This is a genomic window from Chitinophaga sp. XS-30 (assembly GCF_008086345.1).
GTDB lineage: Bacteria > Bacteroidota > Bacteroidia > Chitinophagales > Chitinophagaceae > Chitinophaga.
The window spans coordinates 3,686,233-3,703,741 of record NZ_CP043006.1 but is presented as its reverse complement, the minus strand read 5'-3'; the positions used below and the strand labels follow the sequence as shown (position 1 = coordinate 3,703,741).

Genomic DNA, 17,509 nt, shown 5'->3' with positions numbered 1-17,509 from the left:
GAACAAGCAAAACTTATGCTCAATCAATTTATAGGGATCGATGTAGGCACCCAGGGCGCGCGCGTAGTGCTGATGAACGATACCGGGGACCTGCTGGGCAGCCGGGAAGAACAGTTCTCCCTTTCCCGGGAAGAACAGTCCCCCGATACCTGGTGGGATGCCTGCCTGCGCTGCCTGCAACAACTGGCGGCTGACAGTGACCTCTCCGCCGTAAAAGCAGTGTCCGTCACCTCCACCTCCGGCACCATCATCCCTATGGGAAAAGACCTTCAGCCGCTGCATAACGCCATCATGTACAGCGATGGCCGGCAGGTGGAAGAAGGCAACACCTGCAAAGCCGCAGCGCTGAAGTATCACGATCAGGGCTACACGGCGTTCAATACCAGCAGCGGACTGCCCAAAATGCTGTGGTTCCTCAACAACTTTCCGGAGAAGGTGCCGCAGCTGTATAAATTCATCCATGCAGCCGATTTTATTATCGGCAAACTGTGCGGCCGGTTTGACATCACGGATTACACCAATGCGCTGAAATCCGGCTACGATGTGGAACAGCAGTGCTGGCCGGCTTATATCACCGGACAACTGCCGCTGAAGCAGGAATGGCTGCAGGAAGTGGTGCCCTCGGGCACACCGGCCGGCAAGGTCCGCAACATCCCGGGCCTGGGCAATGAGGTAATTGTTGTAGCCGGGATGACGGATGGCTGCGCTTCGCAGATCGCCTCCGGCGCGGTGAACCCCGGCGACTGGAACACTACCATCGGCACTACCCTGGTAGTGAAAGGCGTGACCACCCGCCAGATCAAGGATCCCGAAGGCCGGCTCTACTGCCACCGCCACCCGGAAGGTTACTGGATGCCCGGCGGCGCCAGCAATACCGGCGCGGATTGGGTAACAAAGCATTTTAATGACGACCTGTCCGCATTGAACGAAGCCGCCGCAGCCATCATGCCCACATCACATCTCTCCTGGCCGCTGATGCAGCAGGGCGAACGCTTCCCGTTCATCGCACCGCAGGCAAGGGGATTTGAGCCGGATGGACTGTCCGCCGCCGAACGCTTTGCCGCAGGCATGGAGGGCGTTGCCTATATCGAAAGATATGCCTACGAAGTCATCGAACAGCTGTCCGGCGAGAAAGTAAAAGCCGTATTCACCGCCGGAGGCGCCAGCAACAGCGCCGTATGGCTGACGATCAGGAGCAATGTGCTGAACCTTCCGTTATACAAGATGAAACATGTAACGGGCGCTACAGGCGCCGCCATCCTCGCCGCGTCCAAAACACATTTCTCGTCCATCATGGAAGCCGCTGCGGCCATGACGCAGATCGAAAAGGAAGTAAAACCCGCTCCTGCCATCATGGCGGTGTACGAAAATAATTACATAAAATTCATACAGGCACTCAAAGAAAAAGGATACATTTCAGGTTATGAATACGCTTGATATTTTTCTATTACGGCACGGACAAACCGCCTGGAATGCAGACAATAACCGCTACTGCGGCAGATCGGACATTTCACTGACCGCCAGAGGCATACAACAGGCGGAGCTGGTGCGCGACCAGCTGAAAGGCATCACCTTCGACGGCGTTTACTCCTCGCCGTTAGAACGCGCTTTCATGACTGCGGTTATTGCATCCGGCGTGGATGTACAAAAAGACCAGCGGCTGATTGAAGCGGATTTCGGGGACTGGGAGCGAAAGACCAAAGAAGAGTTCATTGCCGAAAACCCTTCGCTGTGGACCAACTGGATGAATGACCCCGGCACTCACCGCGCAGGCGGCACCGGCGAAACCGGCCTGGAGATCGTTACCCGCGTGGACGACTTCTTTTCCGAACTGGTGCAGAAACATACATCCGGCAATATCCTCGTAGCCGCGCATAACGGCGTGAACCGGCTGTACCTCGCCTACAAGCTGGGCATGCCGCTGAAGAATTACCGCATGCTGGTGCAGGACAATGCCTCCATCACCATGTTCAAACTGTCTGCCGACGGCTCCTTTACATTAGAACACCTTAATTCAAAATTCTGATCATGATAGCATGGTATAAAAAACTCGCGGCCTGTGGTGTGGCGATAGCCCTGAGCAGCGCTGCATTTGCACAGGATCATACGATCAATGTGCTGAACATCAAAACAGCCAAAGACCTGCGGGCATTCTTCAAATACACCGGTAAAGACATTCCCTTCATCAGCGGCCACCGCGGCGGCGTAAATGCGGGCTTCCCGGAAAACAGCATCGAAGCATTCGAGAACACCCTGCGCCATACTCCCGCCACTTTCGAGATCGACCCGCGCCTCACAAAAGACAGCGTGATCGTATTGATGCATGATGCCACACTGAACCGCACCACCACCGGTAAAGGGAAAGTAGGCGACTATACGCTGGCGGAACTGAAACAACTGTTCCTCAAAGATGTGGAAGGCAATGTCACCAGCTTCCGCATCCCCACCCTGGAGGAAGCGATTATCTGGAGCAAGGGAAAAACCGTGCTGATACTGGATAAAAAAGATGTGCCTTTCGACATGACGGCGGCCATCATCGCCAAACATAAAGCGGAAGCTCACGTTATGGTCACCGTACACAACGCAAAAGAAGCAAAGTGGTATCACGACCGCAACAAGGAGATCGTTTTTGAAGCTTTCGTAAAAACACAAAAGGCCCTCGAAGAATACGAAGCCCTCGGCATCCCCTGGACGCACATCATGGCGTATGTTGGTCCGGATAACAAACCGGAGCTGAAGCCCCTTTACGCCAACCTGAACAAACGCGGCGTCATGTGCATGATCTCCACCGCGCCTACGTACGACAAGCTGACTTCCGCGGAAGAGCGTGCCAACGCCTACCGCGCTATCATCCGCGACGGCGCCAGCCTGATCGAAGCAGACCGTTCAATTGAGGCTGCGGAAGCAATTAAGACCTTGCTGCCGGGGAAGAGCAGGAAGGAGAAGTTTTTTGGGAAGAAAGTAATTTGAGTCATCAGATAAATATGCTAACGTAAGCCCTTTCGCAAGAGAGGGCTTTTTCCTGTATATTTATCATTCAAAACCACATCCCCATGGCCATCATCACCCTCGTCCTCATCTGCATCATCGCCTTCCTGCACCTGTATTTCCTTTACCTCGAAATGTTCGCATGGACAACCCGCGGCCCGAAGGTCTTCCGGCAGATCCCCAAAGAACTCTTCGAACCCACAAAAGTACTGGCAGCCAATCAGGGTTTATATAACGGGTTCCTCGCGGCGGGATTGATATGGAGCCTGTTCATCGATGACGTGGCATGGCAGCAGCATGTAGCGGTCTTCTTTTTATCCTGCGTAGCCGTGGCGGGTATTTATGGCGCCTTGTCCGCCTCCCGGAAGATATTCTTCATACAGGCGCTCCCCGCACTGGTCACAATTCTCCTGATCTTCGTGCTTTAAAGTATTTGCGGGAAAAATACAGCATAGACACCAGTGTACCGGTGATACCGGCCAGCCCGGTGACCATCACCAGCTGCATGTAGAACTGCAGCCAGTTGGCCTGCAGGTTGAATACGGTTTTCGACAGCAGCACGCCCACGCTTCCCAGGTATCCGAAAGAATCGGCAATGTATATCAGGAACCCTACATTCCCGGCAAAACGGAAAGTAGCAATGAACCGGTCGAACAAAATACTGTTGAAAGGAATGTAGACCATATACAACCCAAGCCCCACCATCAGCATCCAGCCATACATCTGCAGCTGCAAACGCTGATAAAGGATGGTGGCGCCCAGGGCGATAATGAAACCCGCCAGCATCATCCCCTGCGCCAGCATGAACGCCCGGAAATTATTGCGCATCCAGATCATGGCGGCGATCAGTACAAGGATGATGAGGGAAATGGTGGTTTCCGTCTTCGCAAAAACACCGGCTTCCAGTGCCACGCCTGATTCCCGCCACATATCCGCCATAAAGCTGTCCCGTATCTCCCGGAGAATGGTAACCAGTATATAAATGACCACCAGCGCAAAGATACCGGGCAGAAAACTCCGGAGCAGCGCACTGCGCTCCGCTTTGGCCATCGGTTTGCGGTCCATCCGCTGTTGAATGTCCGCCTCGTCCGGCGGCGGAATTTTTTCCAGCAGAATAACGAATACAAACAGCACCGGCATAAAGATGCAGCCTACCACAAAAGGCATCCAGTATTCACTGACCGTCCAGGCATCCATCACCCATTGCGCCGTTGTTTTGGCCAGTCCTGATGCAAAAATGAAACTCACGGCCAGCGCCGCGCTGATCAGGTCTGTCGTACGCCGCCCTTCCACATAGGAGAACACCACGCCCCATAACATGCCCAGCGGAAAACCATTGAGGAACAGGCACCAGAAATTGTACGGCGGCGGCATCAGCGCAAACATCAGCCATGCCAGCCATGACATGCCGACCAGCGAAAAGATCAGCATATGCCTGCGTACCCGCTTCATTTCCGAAATAAAACGGATGCCGTAAAATTTGGCGGCCATGTATCCCAATACCTGTGTGATCACCAGCACGATCTTGTAGTCCATCCCGAAAAGGGTGTGCCCTTCGTAAGCCGCCACATTGAAGGCTTTGCGAAACGTGAAGATAGCAGTGTAGGCAGAGAAACTGGTGATGGCCGCAAAGATCGCGGTCCAGATCTGGCGTTTGGTGAACATATACATGGAAGATACGGTGTTAAAAGCATAAAAGGTAAAAAAAGGGCCGTCCACCGTAGTGAACAGCCCTGCGGGGTGAATCAATATATGCTAGACTTTAGTTTCCTATTTTGATGAGTTTCAGTATCTGGCGTTTCGTGCCTTGCAGGATCTCTACGTAGTAGATACCGGCCGGGTAGCTGGCGCCGATACGGAGCGTGCTGTTCGGTGCGATATTATCGCGGCTTTCAACGAACTGGCCGCTGTTATTCAGTACACGGATGCTGATCGGTTGCGGATCTTTGCTGATCATGAGCAATACGAACTGATGCAGGGTCGGGTTCGGCACCGCCACAACCGCCAGGCCGCCACCGGAGGTCCATGGTTTGTTGCCCGGTACAAGCACTTCCGCATTCGCTGTGCTCACATTACCTGCACTATCCGTTGCCGTGATGGTGATCGTATAGATACGCCCGTTCCCAAAGATAGCACGCATAGCGCGCAGCCTTACCTGGTGATCATTCACCACTTCCCAGTCAGCCGCAGTGATCGGCTCGTTGCTGGTGACGGTCAGGGTAGTCGAAACCGGACTGCAATCCGAAACGTTGTAGTTCACCGTTACAGGTTTCATCTGGTTGTTGGCTATGGTGATGATAGACGGGTCTGTGCTGACGCCGGAGATCACCGGTGCGATGCTGTCCCCTGCCAGCATGGTGATACCGCAGGTATCCGACTTCCCGCCGGCATTGGTGGCGATCAGCCGGATCAGCTGATGCCCCTGCACGATGCTGCCCGGTGTTGGCAGCTGCGTATAGCTCACACCGGCTGGATCGCTGACCTGCGCCAGGGAACGGTAATCCGGTATCGTGATGGAGCAGGCCGCATCGGCATTGATCAGCAGGGTCGTATCCGGACAAATGATCTGCGGCGCCAGGCTGGCGGTGAGATTGGAGGGGCTGCTTTCATTGTGGAACCGGTCCACCGCCGTTACCGCATAGTAATATGTTGTGTTCGGCTCGATGGCCGTATCGGTGAATGAGGTTTCGTCCTGCAGCGTGATCGCCAGCAGATCGCCGGAGGCAGCGGTATCGATCTGCGGTAACGTAGAGCGGTAGATCACGAACTGTCTGGCCCGGTTCATCTCATCTGTGGTGCTGGCCATGTTCACCCAATTGAGCGTCACGGAATCGCCCGCATGCGGGAAGGCATTCAGCGCAATAGGTGCGTCCGGCGACACCGCGTCCCGCCAGGGCATGGTGGGTTGCAGGGCCGGCCTGTTGTAGAAATGCAGGCGCAGGGAGTCGCGGAAGCCCAAACGGGTAGTGGACCGCAGGCTGCCGGTATTGTAGATCGACTGGCCGTAAATATGAGGGTAAGCACTGTCCCGGTTCATGCGCATCTGGTCCGGTATCTGTGTGGGCTCCTTCCAGGGCGCGGCCTGCGCGGCATCATTCACCTTATAACCGGCCATGCCGATGTAAATGTGGCGGCCATACGCATGACTGTTCCACCAGGGGATCAAAGCGGCGTAGTTGGCGCCGGGCTGGCCGATATACCAGTACACCTGCGGCATGATATAATCCACCCAGCCTTCTTCCAGCCATTTGCGGGTATCCGCATACAGCGTAGCATAGTGTTGCAGGCCGGAAGTGGGTGAACCGATGGCGGGGTCGGTACTGTTACGATAAATACCGGAAGGCGAAATGCCGAATTTCACCCAGGGCTTTACCGCTTTAATGGTGTCGTAGAGGCGTTTGATCAGCAGGCTGATATTATCCCTGCGCCAGTCGCCCCGGTCTGTAAACCCGCGGGGGTCCGCGGCGTAAGTAGCATCATCATTGAAAGTAGACGGGGAACCGGGATAGAAGTAATCATCGAAGTGGATGCCATCCACATCGTAACGGGTAACAATATCATCGATCACACTGGTGATATAATCCCTCACCTGCGGGAGGCCGGGGTCCAGCACCCGCAAGGTACCCTGGCTGAGCAGCCATTCCGGATGTTGTTTGGCCACATGGCTTTCCGCGAACACTGGCAGGTTGTTCGAATTTCCCACGGCGCGGTACGGATTGACCCAGGCATGGAACTCGATGCCGCGTTTATGGCATTCTTCGATGGCAAATTCCATCGGGTCCCACAAAGGGTCCGGCGCTAAGCCCTGGGTACCGGTAAGGTCGGACGACCAGGGCTCTATGGCGCTGTTGTACATCGCATCGCACTGGCTGCGCACCTGTACGTACAAGGCATTCAGGCCGGTAGCCTTGTGATGGTCCGCAATGGTGATGAAGGCAGCGCGTTGCTGGGCCGGGGTCTGCGTTCTGTTGGGCCAGTCGATGCCAAAATAAGTGGCCACCCAGGCGCCCCGCAGTTCCCGCTTGGGCGCTGTCTGCGCGATCGTAAAAAGGGGAAACAAAGCGCATAAGATCAGGATACGTAGAAATTCAGGCATTAAACGGGGATTTTGGTTGAAACAATAAGAGCTTTCCCTTACTAAGATCAACTCACGAACGTTCGCCGTTATCGCCACCCAAAATAAATTTCCGTAGGTTTGTAACCAGAAGGTTTCGTAATTAATGTTTTTATATGGAAATGAGAAGAGACGTATTCCAGGCCATCGCGGACCCCACCAGACGGAAGATCATCGACCTGCTGGCGAGGCAACCCCTGAACCTGAACGCGGTAGCAGACAATTTTGACATCAGCAGGCCCGCTATTTCCCGGCATATCCGCATCCTCACCGAATGCGGGCTGATCACCATCCGGCAGCAGGGCCGGGAACGATATTGCGAAGCCCGGCTTCAACAGCTTAAGGCCGTGGCCTCCTGGGCGGAACAATACCGCACCTTCTGGACGGGAAAACTGGATGCCCTGGAGAGCTTCCTGGCAAAAGGGCAAAAAACGGCGAAGAAGAAAAATACGAAGGGATAGCCGGACGGTCAGATAGACCGTTCTTTGCGCTGCCGGAACAAAAACGTGAAAATACCGCCGATCAGCAGCGCTTTGACGGCCCAGTTGAGCAGAAGTTTATGGCTATAGGGCTTTTCCAACCACCAAAGATCGCCCAAAACGGCGAATGCAAAGAATACGGCGACATTGATCAATAAAAGTATCCACCATTTCATCTTTCAATTTTACGCTTTTTTGCGGAATTAACCCAATAGAAAAACGGGCCGGGCTTTCGCCCAGGCAAGTCTAAAGGGCCGCCACTGACCGGACTGTTTCGCCGCCAGCTTACCATAAAAAAACCGCCCCGGAACCCGGAGCGGCAGATTGTTTTTGTATATGCGAGGCAATATTAGCGGAAACTCCTGCCGGAACCGGACTTTTCAGAGCGCTCCTTTGCAACGGAAACACCAATTGCCCTCCCGTCAATCACTTTGCCATCAAGTTGTTTGATCGCCTCCTGGCCTTCCGGCGCAGTGGACATTTCAACAAATCCGAACCCCCTGGAGGTGCCGGTGTACCTGTCCATGATCACCTTGCTGGAAACGATATTCCCAAAGGGGGCAAACAGGCTGTGTAAATCTTCATCCTTGAAATAAGACAAAAGATTGGATACGTAAATGTTCATATAATTGTGTTTAAATGTGTGCTTTTTAAAAATCGGCCCGCAGCCTTGCCAATACCGGTACTTTCACTATACGCATCCATTTCAGCAGCAGAATGATATAGTACACGGGGTCGAGTTCATATTTCCGGATACCGAAATTGATAGACGACGGATGTTTGTGGTGATTGTTGTGATAGGATTCTCCCAGCATCAGCACATCCATGCGCAGCAGATTGGAAGAAGTATTTTTCAGCGTATAGTTCTTGTACCCGAATTTATGGGCAAACCAGTTGATAATAGCTCCGTGAACAGCACCCATGGCAATGATCACCGGCAACAACAGGAAGAGCCAGGGAGAAGAGGCGAAGAAAACGAACAGCAACACATAGGCCGCCACCCATAACAACCGGCTCCAGCCGGAACTGGCAAACTTGTCGAACTTCCGCCAGTCAGGCAGGTTCTTCGTAAAACGTTCCTCTATCTTCATCTTTCCGTGGAAGATCTGACGGTATATGCGGCTGGTACGCCACATCATGGAAAATACGTTCTTCGAATAACTTGGCGAATGCGGGTCCAGCTCCGTGTCTGTGTACGCATGGTGCATGCGGTGCATGATCGCGTAAGCTCTGGGGCTCATATAGGAAGAGCCCTGGGTGATATAAGCAAATATATAAAAGACCCGTTCCCAGAACTTGTTCATCTGAAAGGCACCATGCGAAGCATAACGGTGTTGCAGAAAAGTCTGGGAAAACAGTGATAAATACCAGATGGCAATAAAAAAAATAATGATAAACATGAAAACGAAAAATTGATGAAAAATCGCGGGTAATAAAATCTCCGGAGGAGAAACCAGGAACGTAAGCTGGAAAGGTGTGAGCTATCGCAGATTTGCAGCAGAAATAAGTAGTTGTAGCTTTTATTACTATCTAAAGGTAGCTAAAATAATGTTAAACAAATCACAATGCCTCAAATAGCCGATATTCGTGTATCTTTACGTACCTATATATTAAATAAAAAGTATAATTACCTTGCATTTTTACGATTTTGACTTCGACGATGATCTATTGGATGGCATAGATGCGATGGGATATACCACCGCCACACCGGTTCAGGAACAAGTGATCCCCATCATTCTATCCGGTAAAGACCTGATCGCTTCGGCTCAGACCGGCACAGGTAAAACGGCCGCCTTCCTCCTTCCCGTAATTCAGAACCTCCTTACCCATACGCACGATGCGAATCAGATCAATTCCATGATCATTGTGCCCACCAGGGAACTGGCGGTACAGATCGCGCAGGCGCTGGAGGGAATGTCTTATTTCACGAATATCAGTTCCATTGCCGTATATGGCGGTGGTGACGGTAATTCCTTTGCGCTGGAGAAGAAAGCGCTGTCTTCCGGTGCGGATATCGTGATCTGCACCCCCGGCCGCATGATCGCCCACCTCAATATGGGCTATGTGAAGCTGCAGGGACTGAAATACCTGGTGCTGGATGAAGCCGACCGCATGCTGGATATGGGTTTTCATGATGATATCGAAAAGATCATCTCCTATCTGCCGAAAGACCGGCAAACCCTGCTTTTCTCCGCTACCATGCCGGACAAGATGCGCAAACTGGCCCTGAAGATCCTTAAAGATCCAGAACAGGTGAACATAGCGATCTCCAAACCGCCGGAAAAGATCGTGCAGGAGGCTTTTGTTGTGCATGAGGACCAAAAAGCCCCGCTGATCAAACATGTGCTGGAAGGCCGGCCCAAAGAAAGCGTGATCATCTTCTGCTCCAGGAAACAGAATGTGAAACAGCTGTCCCAGCTCCTCAAAAAGGCCAGGTTCTCGGTGGAAGAGATCCACTCGGACCTGGAGCAGGATAAAAGGGAACAGGCGCTGCTGGACTTCAAGAACAAAAAGCTCAACATACTCGTGGCGACGGACATTCTGAGCCGCGGTATCGATATCGAGGATATTGATCTCGTGATCAATTATGATGTGCCGAACGACGGGGAAGATTACATCCACCGCATCGGCCGTACCGCCAGGGCCGCGACAGACGGCACCGCCTATACTTTTATCACACCCAGGGAACAAGGCCGTTTCTCCCGCATCGAACAACTGCTGGGGCATGAGGTCGTAAAAAACCCCGTACCCGAAGCCTTTGGCCCCGCACCGGTGTACCAGCCGAAAAGCCGCAAATCCGGCGGCGGTGGTGGCGGAGGCGGCAACCGGCAGGGAAAAGGTGGTTACCGTAAAGGCGGCAAGCCTCATGGCGGCAAACGCCCGGGCCATCAGCATGCAAAAAACAAAGGCGAAAGAGACAGCAAACCGCAGAATCCCTGATATTTTCCACAGCAGGGCATGTATCGATCATTATCAGCTGTCAGACTGGTAAAGTCTACGCTATTCTTCAATTTCTTCATCATATCTGATATCGGCAAAACTGTTACATTATGTGCAGCAGGGAAAGAATCATTGCCGGGATAAACAATAAAACGCTCTGTGGCTCCAACGTCTTCGCATCCTGAATGAAAGCCTTTTGATAATGTGGGAACTAAGGAGCGTTTTATTTCTATAGCATATTTCTTCTTTGGGCTATGCTCAATCACAAGATCTATTTCCGCCCCAGCAGAAGTGCGGTAAAACCAAGGGGTAACACCAACAGGCAAACAGGAAAGAAGATTTTCAATCACAAACCCTTCCCAGCTAGCTCCAACTACTGGATGCCCAAGGAGATCATCCTGTGTTTGCAGGTTTAGCAGGGTGTTAATCCACTATCACGTATATATACTTTCGGGGCTTTCACCAGCCGTTTACCGATATTACCAACCCGGGGACGCAGTGTTCGTATAAGCAGAAGATCTTCCGGTAATTCGATATAGCGCCTCGCAGTGGACGTTGCAACACCGAGGTTTGTATCGATTTGTGCAGTATTGAGTTGGCCGCCCTGGCTATGTGCCAACATCGTCCACAAAAGACGTAGACTGGTAGCAGGAATACGGGAACCGAACTGAGGTACATCTCTTTCAAGATATGTGCTGATGAAGTTCATGCGCCAGCGTAAGCTGGCTGCATCCGTCTTTGCCAGAAAGCTGTCGGGGAAGCTGCCGTGTAACCACAGCTGTTCGACGCCTGAATATTGAGCCGCTATCATTTCAAAAACGGTAAGCCCGGGCAACTCTTTATAGGCAATACGTCCTGCTAATGATTCGGACGATTGTTTTAGAAGATAGAGGGAGGCTGAACCTAAAATAAGGAACTGGCCTGTTCGATGGCCTTGCCTGCGCTGGCGGTCGATAACACCTCGCAATATTTGGAATAGTCCAGGTACGCGTTGAATTTCGTCCAGGATGATGAGTTTGCCTTTATGCAGATCAAAATAGGCTTCTGGTTCGTTGAGCTTTGCCTGATCGGAACTGTGCAAATTAACGAAGCCCGTTAACTTGCAAAACCACCCACAGCATAACAAATTTTTAACACCTATCCAGTAGCATATGCTCTACTTTAGAAATGCGGTTAATTCTCCTGAGTGTTCGGGAGGCCGCAATCGAACATTATTTTAAGGGGAATGTCTACTCCCCTTTTCTTGACACCACACCCATCGCATAGCAGATAATTAACAAATATTCGTGGAGTTTAGACTTAAATTGTCGCCCGGTCCGGGCCTACAAAGCCGTTTCCTGAATGGTGGCATTGCCCGGCAGGTCGTACGCCTGTACGCTCAATTTTGCCCCTGCAATGTCTGCACTGTTGAGCGTCGTGTACGTCCACAGATCGGAGCCGGGCACTCCGGCAACGGCAAGCCATTCTTCCAGTATGGCGCCATCCGCATCGATGATCGATATACGGACGGATTGCACTTTGAAGTCGTCTGTCGCCAGTACGGCAATTGTACCGCCTGCGGAGCCGTTATAATTACCGGTATCCACCGAAAGGATCACCGGGGCTTTGAAGAAATCGGCGAGCGCGGTGTTGAACGCTGACGTACCGAGTGGGGATTTTGCCGCATACGCTTCCTTCAGAGCGGGATCGGCAAGCACGGTTTTGGCATACCGGCTGGCTTCCAGGAAATTATTCCGGACTTCCAGCTGGTCCGTTGTAGGCGTATATTCCTTTGTTACCGCCGGCAGGCTGATCACCGTTTTGCCGGCACGCTGCCGGAATACGAGCTCATCGCCCAAGGCGCCGCTGGCGCCACGCATGATACTGTTACGGATCTGTTTCATTTTTTCAGGATTTTAAGGTTTAAAAATATTTGTTTGATCAACGTCAAGTACTTTTCGTTAACAGTTACAAAATTCGTACAGCCATCTCCGAAAGGATATATCGCAGCGGAGAAAAAATATACCGCAGAGGACAATTTTCAGGGCAGTGATACTAAATTCGCAAAACGCTCTGCCTCAACCTCAACACAAGGAGAACACAACAAACACCCAGGGAGAAAGAGGGTAAGATCCTGTCACTCCCATCACCTTCATTTTGCAACGACCTTGTAAAAAAAATTTATGCCGCTTGCCGGCAATTCAATAGCTTTGAAAGATGAAGGTCCTCAGCCTCTTTTTAAGTATCTGGATACTGTTCTGTTCAGGTGTTCCCTGTACAGACCGGCAATCGGCCTGCGATAATGCAGGCGGGGAGATACACACGGGCCTGGCGGACCATGAGGATTTCGATCATTGTTCCCCCTTCTGCATCTGCTCCTGCTGTGCAGTGACCACCGCCCTGCCGAAAGCGGTCAGCTTTTTCCACCGGCAGGCAGTATTACCGGTCATTCCCGAGATATTCATCTGCCCCCCGGTGAGCGACTATGCCAATGCATGCTGGCAACCACCCCGGCAAGCCTGATTCCCCCCCCATTATCCGTAAACATTCCCGCATCCGGTCTTTTGCCGGTATGCCGGTGTTGCATGCATTCCTCATATAACTGAAACAGATGCTTGACAAAATCATCAGATTTTCAATCTATAATAAACTGATCATCGGGCTGTTCACCCTGGCATTGATGGCCTGGGGGCTGTATTCCCTCTCCCGTTTGCCCATTGATGCCGTGCCGGACATCACCAACAACCAGGTGCAGGTGATCACGCAAAGCCCTTCCCTGGCGCCGCAGGAAGTGGAACGGTTCATTACATTCCCGGTGGAACAAACCCTGGCCATTATTCCGGAGCTGAAAGAAATACGCTCAACATCCCGGTTCGGCCTCTCTGTGGTAACGGTCATCTTTCATGACGATGTGGATATTTACTGGGCACGCCAACAGGTGAACGAAAAACTCGGTGAAGCGGAAAGCCGCATTCCTGCCGGGATAGGCAAGCCGGAAATGACGCCCGTATCCACCGGTCTCGGTGAAATATATCAATATGTGATCCATCCCCAACCGGGTTACGAAGCAAAGTACGATGCCATGGAGCTCCGTTCCATACAGGACTGGATCATCCGGCAGCAATTGCTCGGCACACCGGGCGTAGCGGAAGTGAACAGCTTCGGCGGCCTGCTCAAACAATATGAAATAGCGCTGGACCCGGACAAGCTGCGCAGCTTCCGGCTTGGCATCAATGAAGTGTTCACCGCACTGGAAAGAAATAACCAGAATACCGGCGGCGCTTACATCGATAAAAAACCCAATGCCTGGTTTATCCGGAGCGAAGGGCTGATCCAGTCGCTGGACGATATCGGCAGGATAGCGGTCACACAAACAACACAGGGTTTCCCGGTGCTGATCCGCGATATTGCTGAAGTGCGCTTCGGACAAGCAGTGCGGTATGGTGCGCTTACCCGCGCCGAAGGAAAGAACCGCGGAGAGGCCGTCGGCGGCGTGGTGATGATGCTGAAGGGCCAGAATGCCGGCCAGGTCGTAAACCGCGTGGAAGAGCGGATGAAACAGATACGGCAATCGCTGCCGGAAGGCGTGGAACTGGAAGTGTACCTGAACCGCAGCGACCTGGTGGGCCGCGCCATCGGCACCGTCAGCAAAAACCTGATCGAAGGCGCCCTCATCGTGATCTTTGTACTGGTCATTTTCCTCGGGAACTTCCGCGCCGGGCTGATCGTAGCTTCCGTAATACCGCTGGCCATGCTGTTTGCCATTTCGATGATGAACCTCTTTGGCGTATCCGGTAACCTGATGAGTCTCGGCGCTATCGACTTCGGCCTTATCGTAGATGGGGCGGTGATCATTGTGGAAGCCACCATGCATCACCTCGGGCTTCGCAAACTGCACCGCTTCAGCCAGCAGGAAATGAACGAAGAAGTGTACCTGTCCGCCTCCCGCATCCGTACTTCCGCCGCATTCGGGGAGATCATCATTCTCGTGGTATATCTGCCCATCCTGGCATTGACCGGTATTGAAGGGAAAATGTTCAGGCCGATGGCGCAGACCGTTTCCTTTGCCATTCTCGGCGCCTTCATCCTTTCCCTCACCTATGTGCCGATGATGAGCGCCCTGTTCCTCAGCAAGCGGACCAGCGGCAAACCGGGGTTCTCTGACAGGATGATGCATTTCTTTCAACGTTTATACCATCCCGTTATACAGGGTGCATTACGGCACAAACTGATCGTTGTGCTCACGGCCGTATTGCTGTTCATCGCCGCTGTCATCACCTTCCTGCGGCTTGGCGGGGAGTTCATTCCCACCCTGGAGGAAGGGGACCTGGCCATTGAAATGCGCCTCACTACCGGCCGTTCCCTGCAGGAATCGATCGACAAGATCAACCTGGCATCCGACCTGCTGCTGAAGAATTTCCCGGAGGTCAAAGAAGTGGTGGGCAAGGTAGGATCGGCGGAGATCCCCACCGATCCCATGCCCATGGAAGCGGTGGACGTGATGATCGTCATGAAGGATAAATCGGAATGGACCTCCGCATCCAGCCGCGAAGAACTGGTGAACAAAATGCAGGAGACCCTGGAAGCGATACCCGGCGTCAACTTCGGCTTTTCACAGCCGATACAGCTGCGTTTCAATGAACTGATATCCGGTGTACGGCAGGATGTGGGCGTGAAGATATTCGGGGAAGATCTCGGGACGCTTACCCGGCTGAGCGAACAGGTAGGGCGCATCATCACTGCCACCGAAGGCGCCGAAGATCTCTACCTGGAAAAGATCACCGGCCTTCCGCAGATCGTTATCAGGCTCAACCGGGAGATGCTGGCCCGCTACGGTATGGATGTGAATACCGTTAACCAGGCCATCAACGCTGCCTTTGCCGGACAGTCCGCCGGACTGGTATATGAAGGCGAACGGCGGTACGATCTGGTCGTGCGTTTCTCTAAAGTGAACCGGCAAAGCATTGAGGATGTCAAAAATGTGTATATCAGCGCGCCGGACGGTCACCAGGTGCCGCTTGACCAGCTGGCGGATATCCGGTATGAACCGGGACCGGCCCAGATACAACGCGAAGCCGCCAAACGGCGCATTATCGCCGGGTTCAACGTTCGCGGGCGGGACATAGAAAGCGTTGTGGAAGAAGTACAGGAGAAGATCGGACAGGGAATAAAACTTCCCCCGGGGTATTTCATTACTTACGGCGGACAGTTCGAAAACCTGCGCGAAGCCGAGACCCGCCTGTCCATTGCCGTACCCATTGCCCTGGCCCTGATATTTTTATTGCTTTACTTCACTTTCCGCTCCATCAAACATTCCCTGCTCATTTTCACCGCCATTCCCATGGCAACCATCGGCGGCGTACTGGCGCTGCTGCTGCGCGGCATGCCTTTCAGCATTTCCGCGGGCATAGGGTTCATTGCCCTCTTCGGGGTAGCGGTGCTGAATGGCATTGTGCTGATCGCGGAATTTAACCGCCTAAAAAAAGAAGGTATGACCGATCTTGAAGCGATTGTGCTGGAAGGCACGAAAATACGGCTGCGTCCTGTGCTGATGACGGCTACAGTGGCCTCTCTGGGCTTCCTGCCCATGGCCCTCTCCAACACCGCAGGCGCGGAAGTGCAGAAACCGCTGGCCTCCGTTGTGATCGGCGGACTGCTGACCTCTACCCTGCTCACACTGCTGGTACTGCCGGTGCTGTACATCTATGTTGAGAAGATCCGCCCCAAAGTCCGGCCCGCAGTAATAGCGTCGTTGCTGATGCTGATGTGCAGCTTGCCTGCTTCCGCACAGGAAGAACGTTATTCGCTGGACTCCTGCATACATATCGCGCTGCGGCAGAACAGGCAGATGATGGCCGCGCAGGCGGACGTGGATGCCTCCCGCCAGATGCGGGCAACGGCAACGGATATCGGCAAAACAAATGTGATGCTGCAATACGGCCAGTATAACAGCTATGTAAAAACAGACAACAATATTTCCATCATGCAAAGCATTCCCTTCCCCACTCTTTTTGGCGCACAGGCCAGGCTTGCGGACGCCGGGGTAAAAGGAAGCGAGCTGCAGATGGCAGCAGGCAAAAACGAGCTGATCTACCAGGTGAAAGCGGCCTGGCACCAGCTGCTGTACCTGCATGCGCTGGAACAGAAACTGCAGGACCAGGATTCCATCTTCTCCCGGTTTGCCAGCGCGGCGGCCGTAAAACTGCGTACGGGTGAAAGTACACTGCTGGAAAAGACCACCGCCGAAAGCCAGCTGCAACAACTGCGCACACAGCTCCAGCAGGTAAAAGCAGATATCAGGCTTTACCAGGCCAGGCTGCAAACGCTGATGCATGCGGAAGCACCGGTGCAGATAACGGAAGCCCCGCTGGAGGAATTGCCATTCACCACGGGAAATACCTCGGGCAACCCGGGCCTCCAATGGTACCGGCAACAGGCCCTCATCGCCGGCCAGCAACAGAAAGTGGAAAAGAACCGTTTGCTGCCGGATATCACGGTCGGCTTTTTTACCCAGACGCTGACAGGCGCACCGCTGCATGCAGGCAATGCCCCTGCCGCCGGAGCTGGTAACCGCTTCAACGGCCTGGAAGCAGGGCTTGCCATTCCACTTTGGTTCAAACCGCAATCCGCAAAGATCAAAGCTGCGAGGCTCCATCGGCAGGCGGCGGAATATCGCTACCAGCTGCAACAGAAAAATTACGAAGGAAGGTATAACGAGCAGTTGCAGCAAATTGCCAAATTCCGTGAATCACTGCAACAGTACCGCAATTCCCTGATCCCGCAGGCGGACCTGATGATCACGCAGGCCACCAAAGCATACCGCAGCGGAGAGATCGGGTACGTGGAATACCTGCAAAGTCTTCGTACAGCCAGTGAAATACAGAACGATCATCTGCTTGTCCTCAATAATTACAATCAAAGCATGCTGCAGTTGCAATATCTGTCAGGCAACAAATCTGAATGATCATGAAGCCGGCATGATGGAAATTATCGTAAAAATTAAATATGA

14 protein-coding genes and 1 pseudogene are annotated in these 17,509 nt (G+C 53.0%); 8 read left to right on the top strand and 7 right to left on the bottom strand.

Annotated features, from left to right (window positions below; all coding sequences use genetic code 11):
* Positions 1-15 precede the first annotated feature (15 nt).
* The 4 genes from FW415_RS15165 (at position 16) to FW415_RS15150 (ending at position 3,416) form a co-directional block, all read left to right on the top strand.
* Positions 16-1,437, top strand: a complete 1,422-nt coding sequence (locus FW415_RS15165) for an FGGY-family carbohydrate kinase (protein WP_148386546.1) — start codon at positions 16-18, stop codon at positions 1,435-1,437.
* Positions 1,424-2,026 (top strand): histidine phosphatase family protein, encoded by a 603-nt coding sequence (locus FW415_RS15160; protein ID WP_148386544.1) that lies wholly within the window; start codon positions 1,424-1,426, stop codon positions 2,024-2,026. The genes FW415_RS15165 and FW415_RS15160 overlap by 14 nt, the downstream gene beginning before the upstream one ends.
* A gap of 2 nt (positions 2,027-2,028) precedes the next feature.
* Positions 2,029-2,970: a glycerophosphodiester phosphodiesterase family protein gene (locus tag FW415_RS15155; protein ID WP_148386541.1), complete on the top strand. Its 942-nt coding sequence runs from the start codon at positions 2,029-2,031 to the stop codon at positions 2,968-2,970.
* Between the two features lie 83 nt (positions 2,971-3,053).
* On the top strand, positions 3,054-3,416 hold the full coding sequence (locus FW415_RS15150; RefSeq protein ID WP_148386539.1) for a DUF1304 domain-containing protein: 363 nt from the start codon (positions 3,054-3,056) through the stop codon (positions 3,414-3,416).
* Here FW415_RS15150 and FW415_RS15145 read toward each other — a convergent pair.
* Together FW415_RS15145 and FW415_RS15140 are read right to left on the bottom strand one after the other, a co-directional pair.
* Positions 3,388-4,737, bottom strand: coding sequence for a DUF5690 family protein (locus FW415_RS15145; RefSeq protein ID WP_246858754.1), 1,350 nt, complete (start codon positions 4,735-4,737; stop codon positions 3,388-3,390). The two genes, FW415_RS15150 and FW415_RS15145, sit on opposite strands and share 29 nt — an antisense overlap.
* A gap of 13 nt (positions 4,738-4,750) precedes the next feature.
* Positions 4,751-7,084, bottom strand: a complete 2,334-nt coding sequence (locus FW415_RS15140; RefSeq protein ID WP_148386537.1) for a family 10 glycosylhydrolase — start codon at positions 7,082-7,084, stop codon at positions 4,751-4,753.
* A 134-nt stretch (positions 7,085-7,218) separates the two neighbouring features.
* Between FW415_RS15140 and FW415_RS15135 the strand changes: the two genes are divergently transcribed.
* Positions 7,219-7,563 (top strand): ArsR/SmtB family transcription factor, encoded by a 345-nt coding sequence (locus FW415_RS15135; RefSeq protein ID WP_371416987.1) that lies wholly within the window; start codon positions 7,219-7,221, stop codon positions 7,561-7,563.
* 8 nt (positions 7,564-7,571) lie between these two features.
* Here the strand turns inward: FW415_RS15135 and FW415_RS15130 are convergent, their stop codons facing one another.
* The 3 genes from FW415_RS15130 to FW415_RS15120 form a co-directional block, all read right to left on the bottom strand.
* On the bottom strand, positions 7,572-7,757 hold the full coding sequence (locus FW415_RS15130) for a hypothetical protein (RefSeq protein WP_148386535.1): 186 nt from the start codon (positions 7,755-7,757) through the stop codon (positions 7,572-7,574).
* A gap of 173 nt (positions 7,758-7,930) precedes the next feature.
* Positions 7,931-8,206, bottom strand: coding sequence for an RNA-binding protein (locus tag FW415_RS15125; protein WP_148386532.1), 276 nt, complete (start codon positions 8,204-8,206; stop codon positions 7,931-7,933).
* 25 nt (positions 8,207-8,231) lie between these two features.
* Positions 8,232-8,981, bottom strand: coding sequence for an acyl-CoA desaturase (locus FW415_RS15120; protein ID WP_148386530.1), 750 nt, complete (start codon positions 8,979-8,981; stop codon positions 8,232-8,234).
* Between the two features lie 232 nt (positions 8,982-9,213).
* Between FW415_RS15120 and FW415_RS15115 the strand changes: the two genes are divergently transcribed.
* Positions 9,214-10,521, top strand: a complete 1,308-nt coding sequence (locus FW415_RS15115) for a DEAD/DEAH box helicase (protein ID WP_148386527.1) — start codon at positions 9,214-9,216, stop codon at positions 10,519-10,521.
* Here the strand turns inward: FW415_RS15115 and FW415_RS25780 are convergent.
* Both FW415_RS25780 and FW415_RS15105 read right to left on the bottom strand, forming a co-directional pair.
* Positions 10,470-11,602, bottom strand: a pseudogene (locus tag FW415_RS25780) (ATP-binding protein). The gene FW415_RS15115 and the pseudogene FW415_RS25780 overlap by 52 nt on opposite strands.
* A gap of 241 nt (positions 11,603-11,843) precedes the next feature.
* The gene (locus FW415_RS15105; protein ID WP_148386525.1) at positions 11,844-12,404 is read right to left on the bottom strand and encodes a hypothetical protein; all 561 of its coding nucleotides are present in this window, start codon (positions 12,402-12,404) and stop codon (positions 11,844-11,846) included.
* Between the two features lie 313 nt (positions 12,405-12,717).
* On the opposite strand from FW415_RS15105, the gene FW415_RS15100 reads away from it, so the two are divergent.
* Positions 12,718-13,023, top strand: coding sequence for a DUF6660 family protein (locus tag FW415_RS15100; protein WP_148386522.1), 306 nt, complete (start codon positions 12,718-12,720; stop codon positions 13,021-13,023).
* Positions 13,024-13,111: 88 nt separating this feature from the next.
* Positions 13,112-17,464: a CusA/CzcA family heavy metal efflux RND transporter gene (locus FW415_RS15095; RefSeq protein ID WP_148386520.1), complete on the top strand. Its 4,353-nt coding sequence runs from the start codon at positions 13,112-13,114 to the stop codon at positions 17,462-17,464.
* Positions 17,465-17,509: the final 45 nt, after the last annotated feature.

Coding starts and splice junctions, on each gene's coding strand:
- FW415_RS15095 (WP_148386520.1), top strand. CDS start 13,112: ATGCTTGACAAAATCATCAGATTTTCAATCTATAATAAACTGATCATC.
- FW415_RS15155 (WP_148386541.1), top strand. CDS start 2,029: ATGATAGCATGGTATAAAAAACTCGCGGCCTGTGGTGTGGCGATAGCC.
- FW415_RS15140 (WP_148386537.1), bottom strand. CDS start 7,084: ATGCCTGAATTTCTACGTATCCTGATCTTATGCGCTTTGTTTCCCCTT.
- FW415_RS15130 (WP_148386535.1), bottom strand. CDS start 7,757: ATGAAATGGTGGATACTTTTATTGATCAATGTCGCCGTATTCTTTGCA.
- FW415_RS15125 (WP_148386532.1), bottom strand. CDS start 8,206: ATGAACATTTACGTATCCAATCTTTTGTCTTATTTCAAGGATGAAGAT.
- FW415_RS15100 (WP_148386522.1), top strand. CDS start 12,718: ATGAAGGTCCTCAGCCTCTTTTTAAGTATCTGGATACTGTTCTGTTCA.
- FW415_RS15105 (WP_148386525.1), bottom strand. CDS start 12,404: ATGAAACAGATCCGTAACAGTATCATGCGTGGCGCCAGCGGCGCCTTG.
- FW415_RS15120 (WP_148386530.1), bottom strand. CDS start 8,981: ATGTTTATCATTATTTTTTTTATTGCCATCTGGTATTTATCACTGTTT.
- FW415_RS15150 (WP_148386539.1), top strand. CDS start 3,054: ATGGCCATCATCACCCTCGTCCTCATCTGCATCATCGCCTTCCTGCAC.
- FW415_RS15135 (WP_371416987.1), top strand. CDS start 7,219: ATGGAAATGAGAAGAGACGTATTCCAGGCCATCGCGGACCCCACCAGA.
- FW415_RS15160 (WP_148386544.1), top strand. CDS start 1,424: ATGAATACGCTTGATATTTTTCTATTACGGCACGGACAAACCGCCTGG.
- FW415_RS15165 (WP_148386546.1), top strand. CDS start 16: ATGCTCAATCAATTTATAGGGATCGATGTAGGCACCCAGGGCGCGCGC.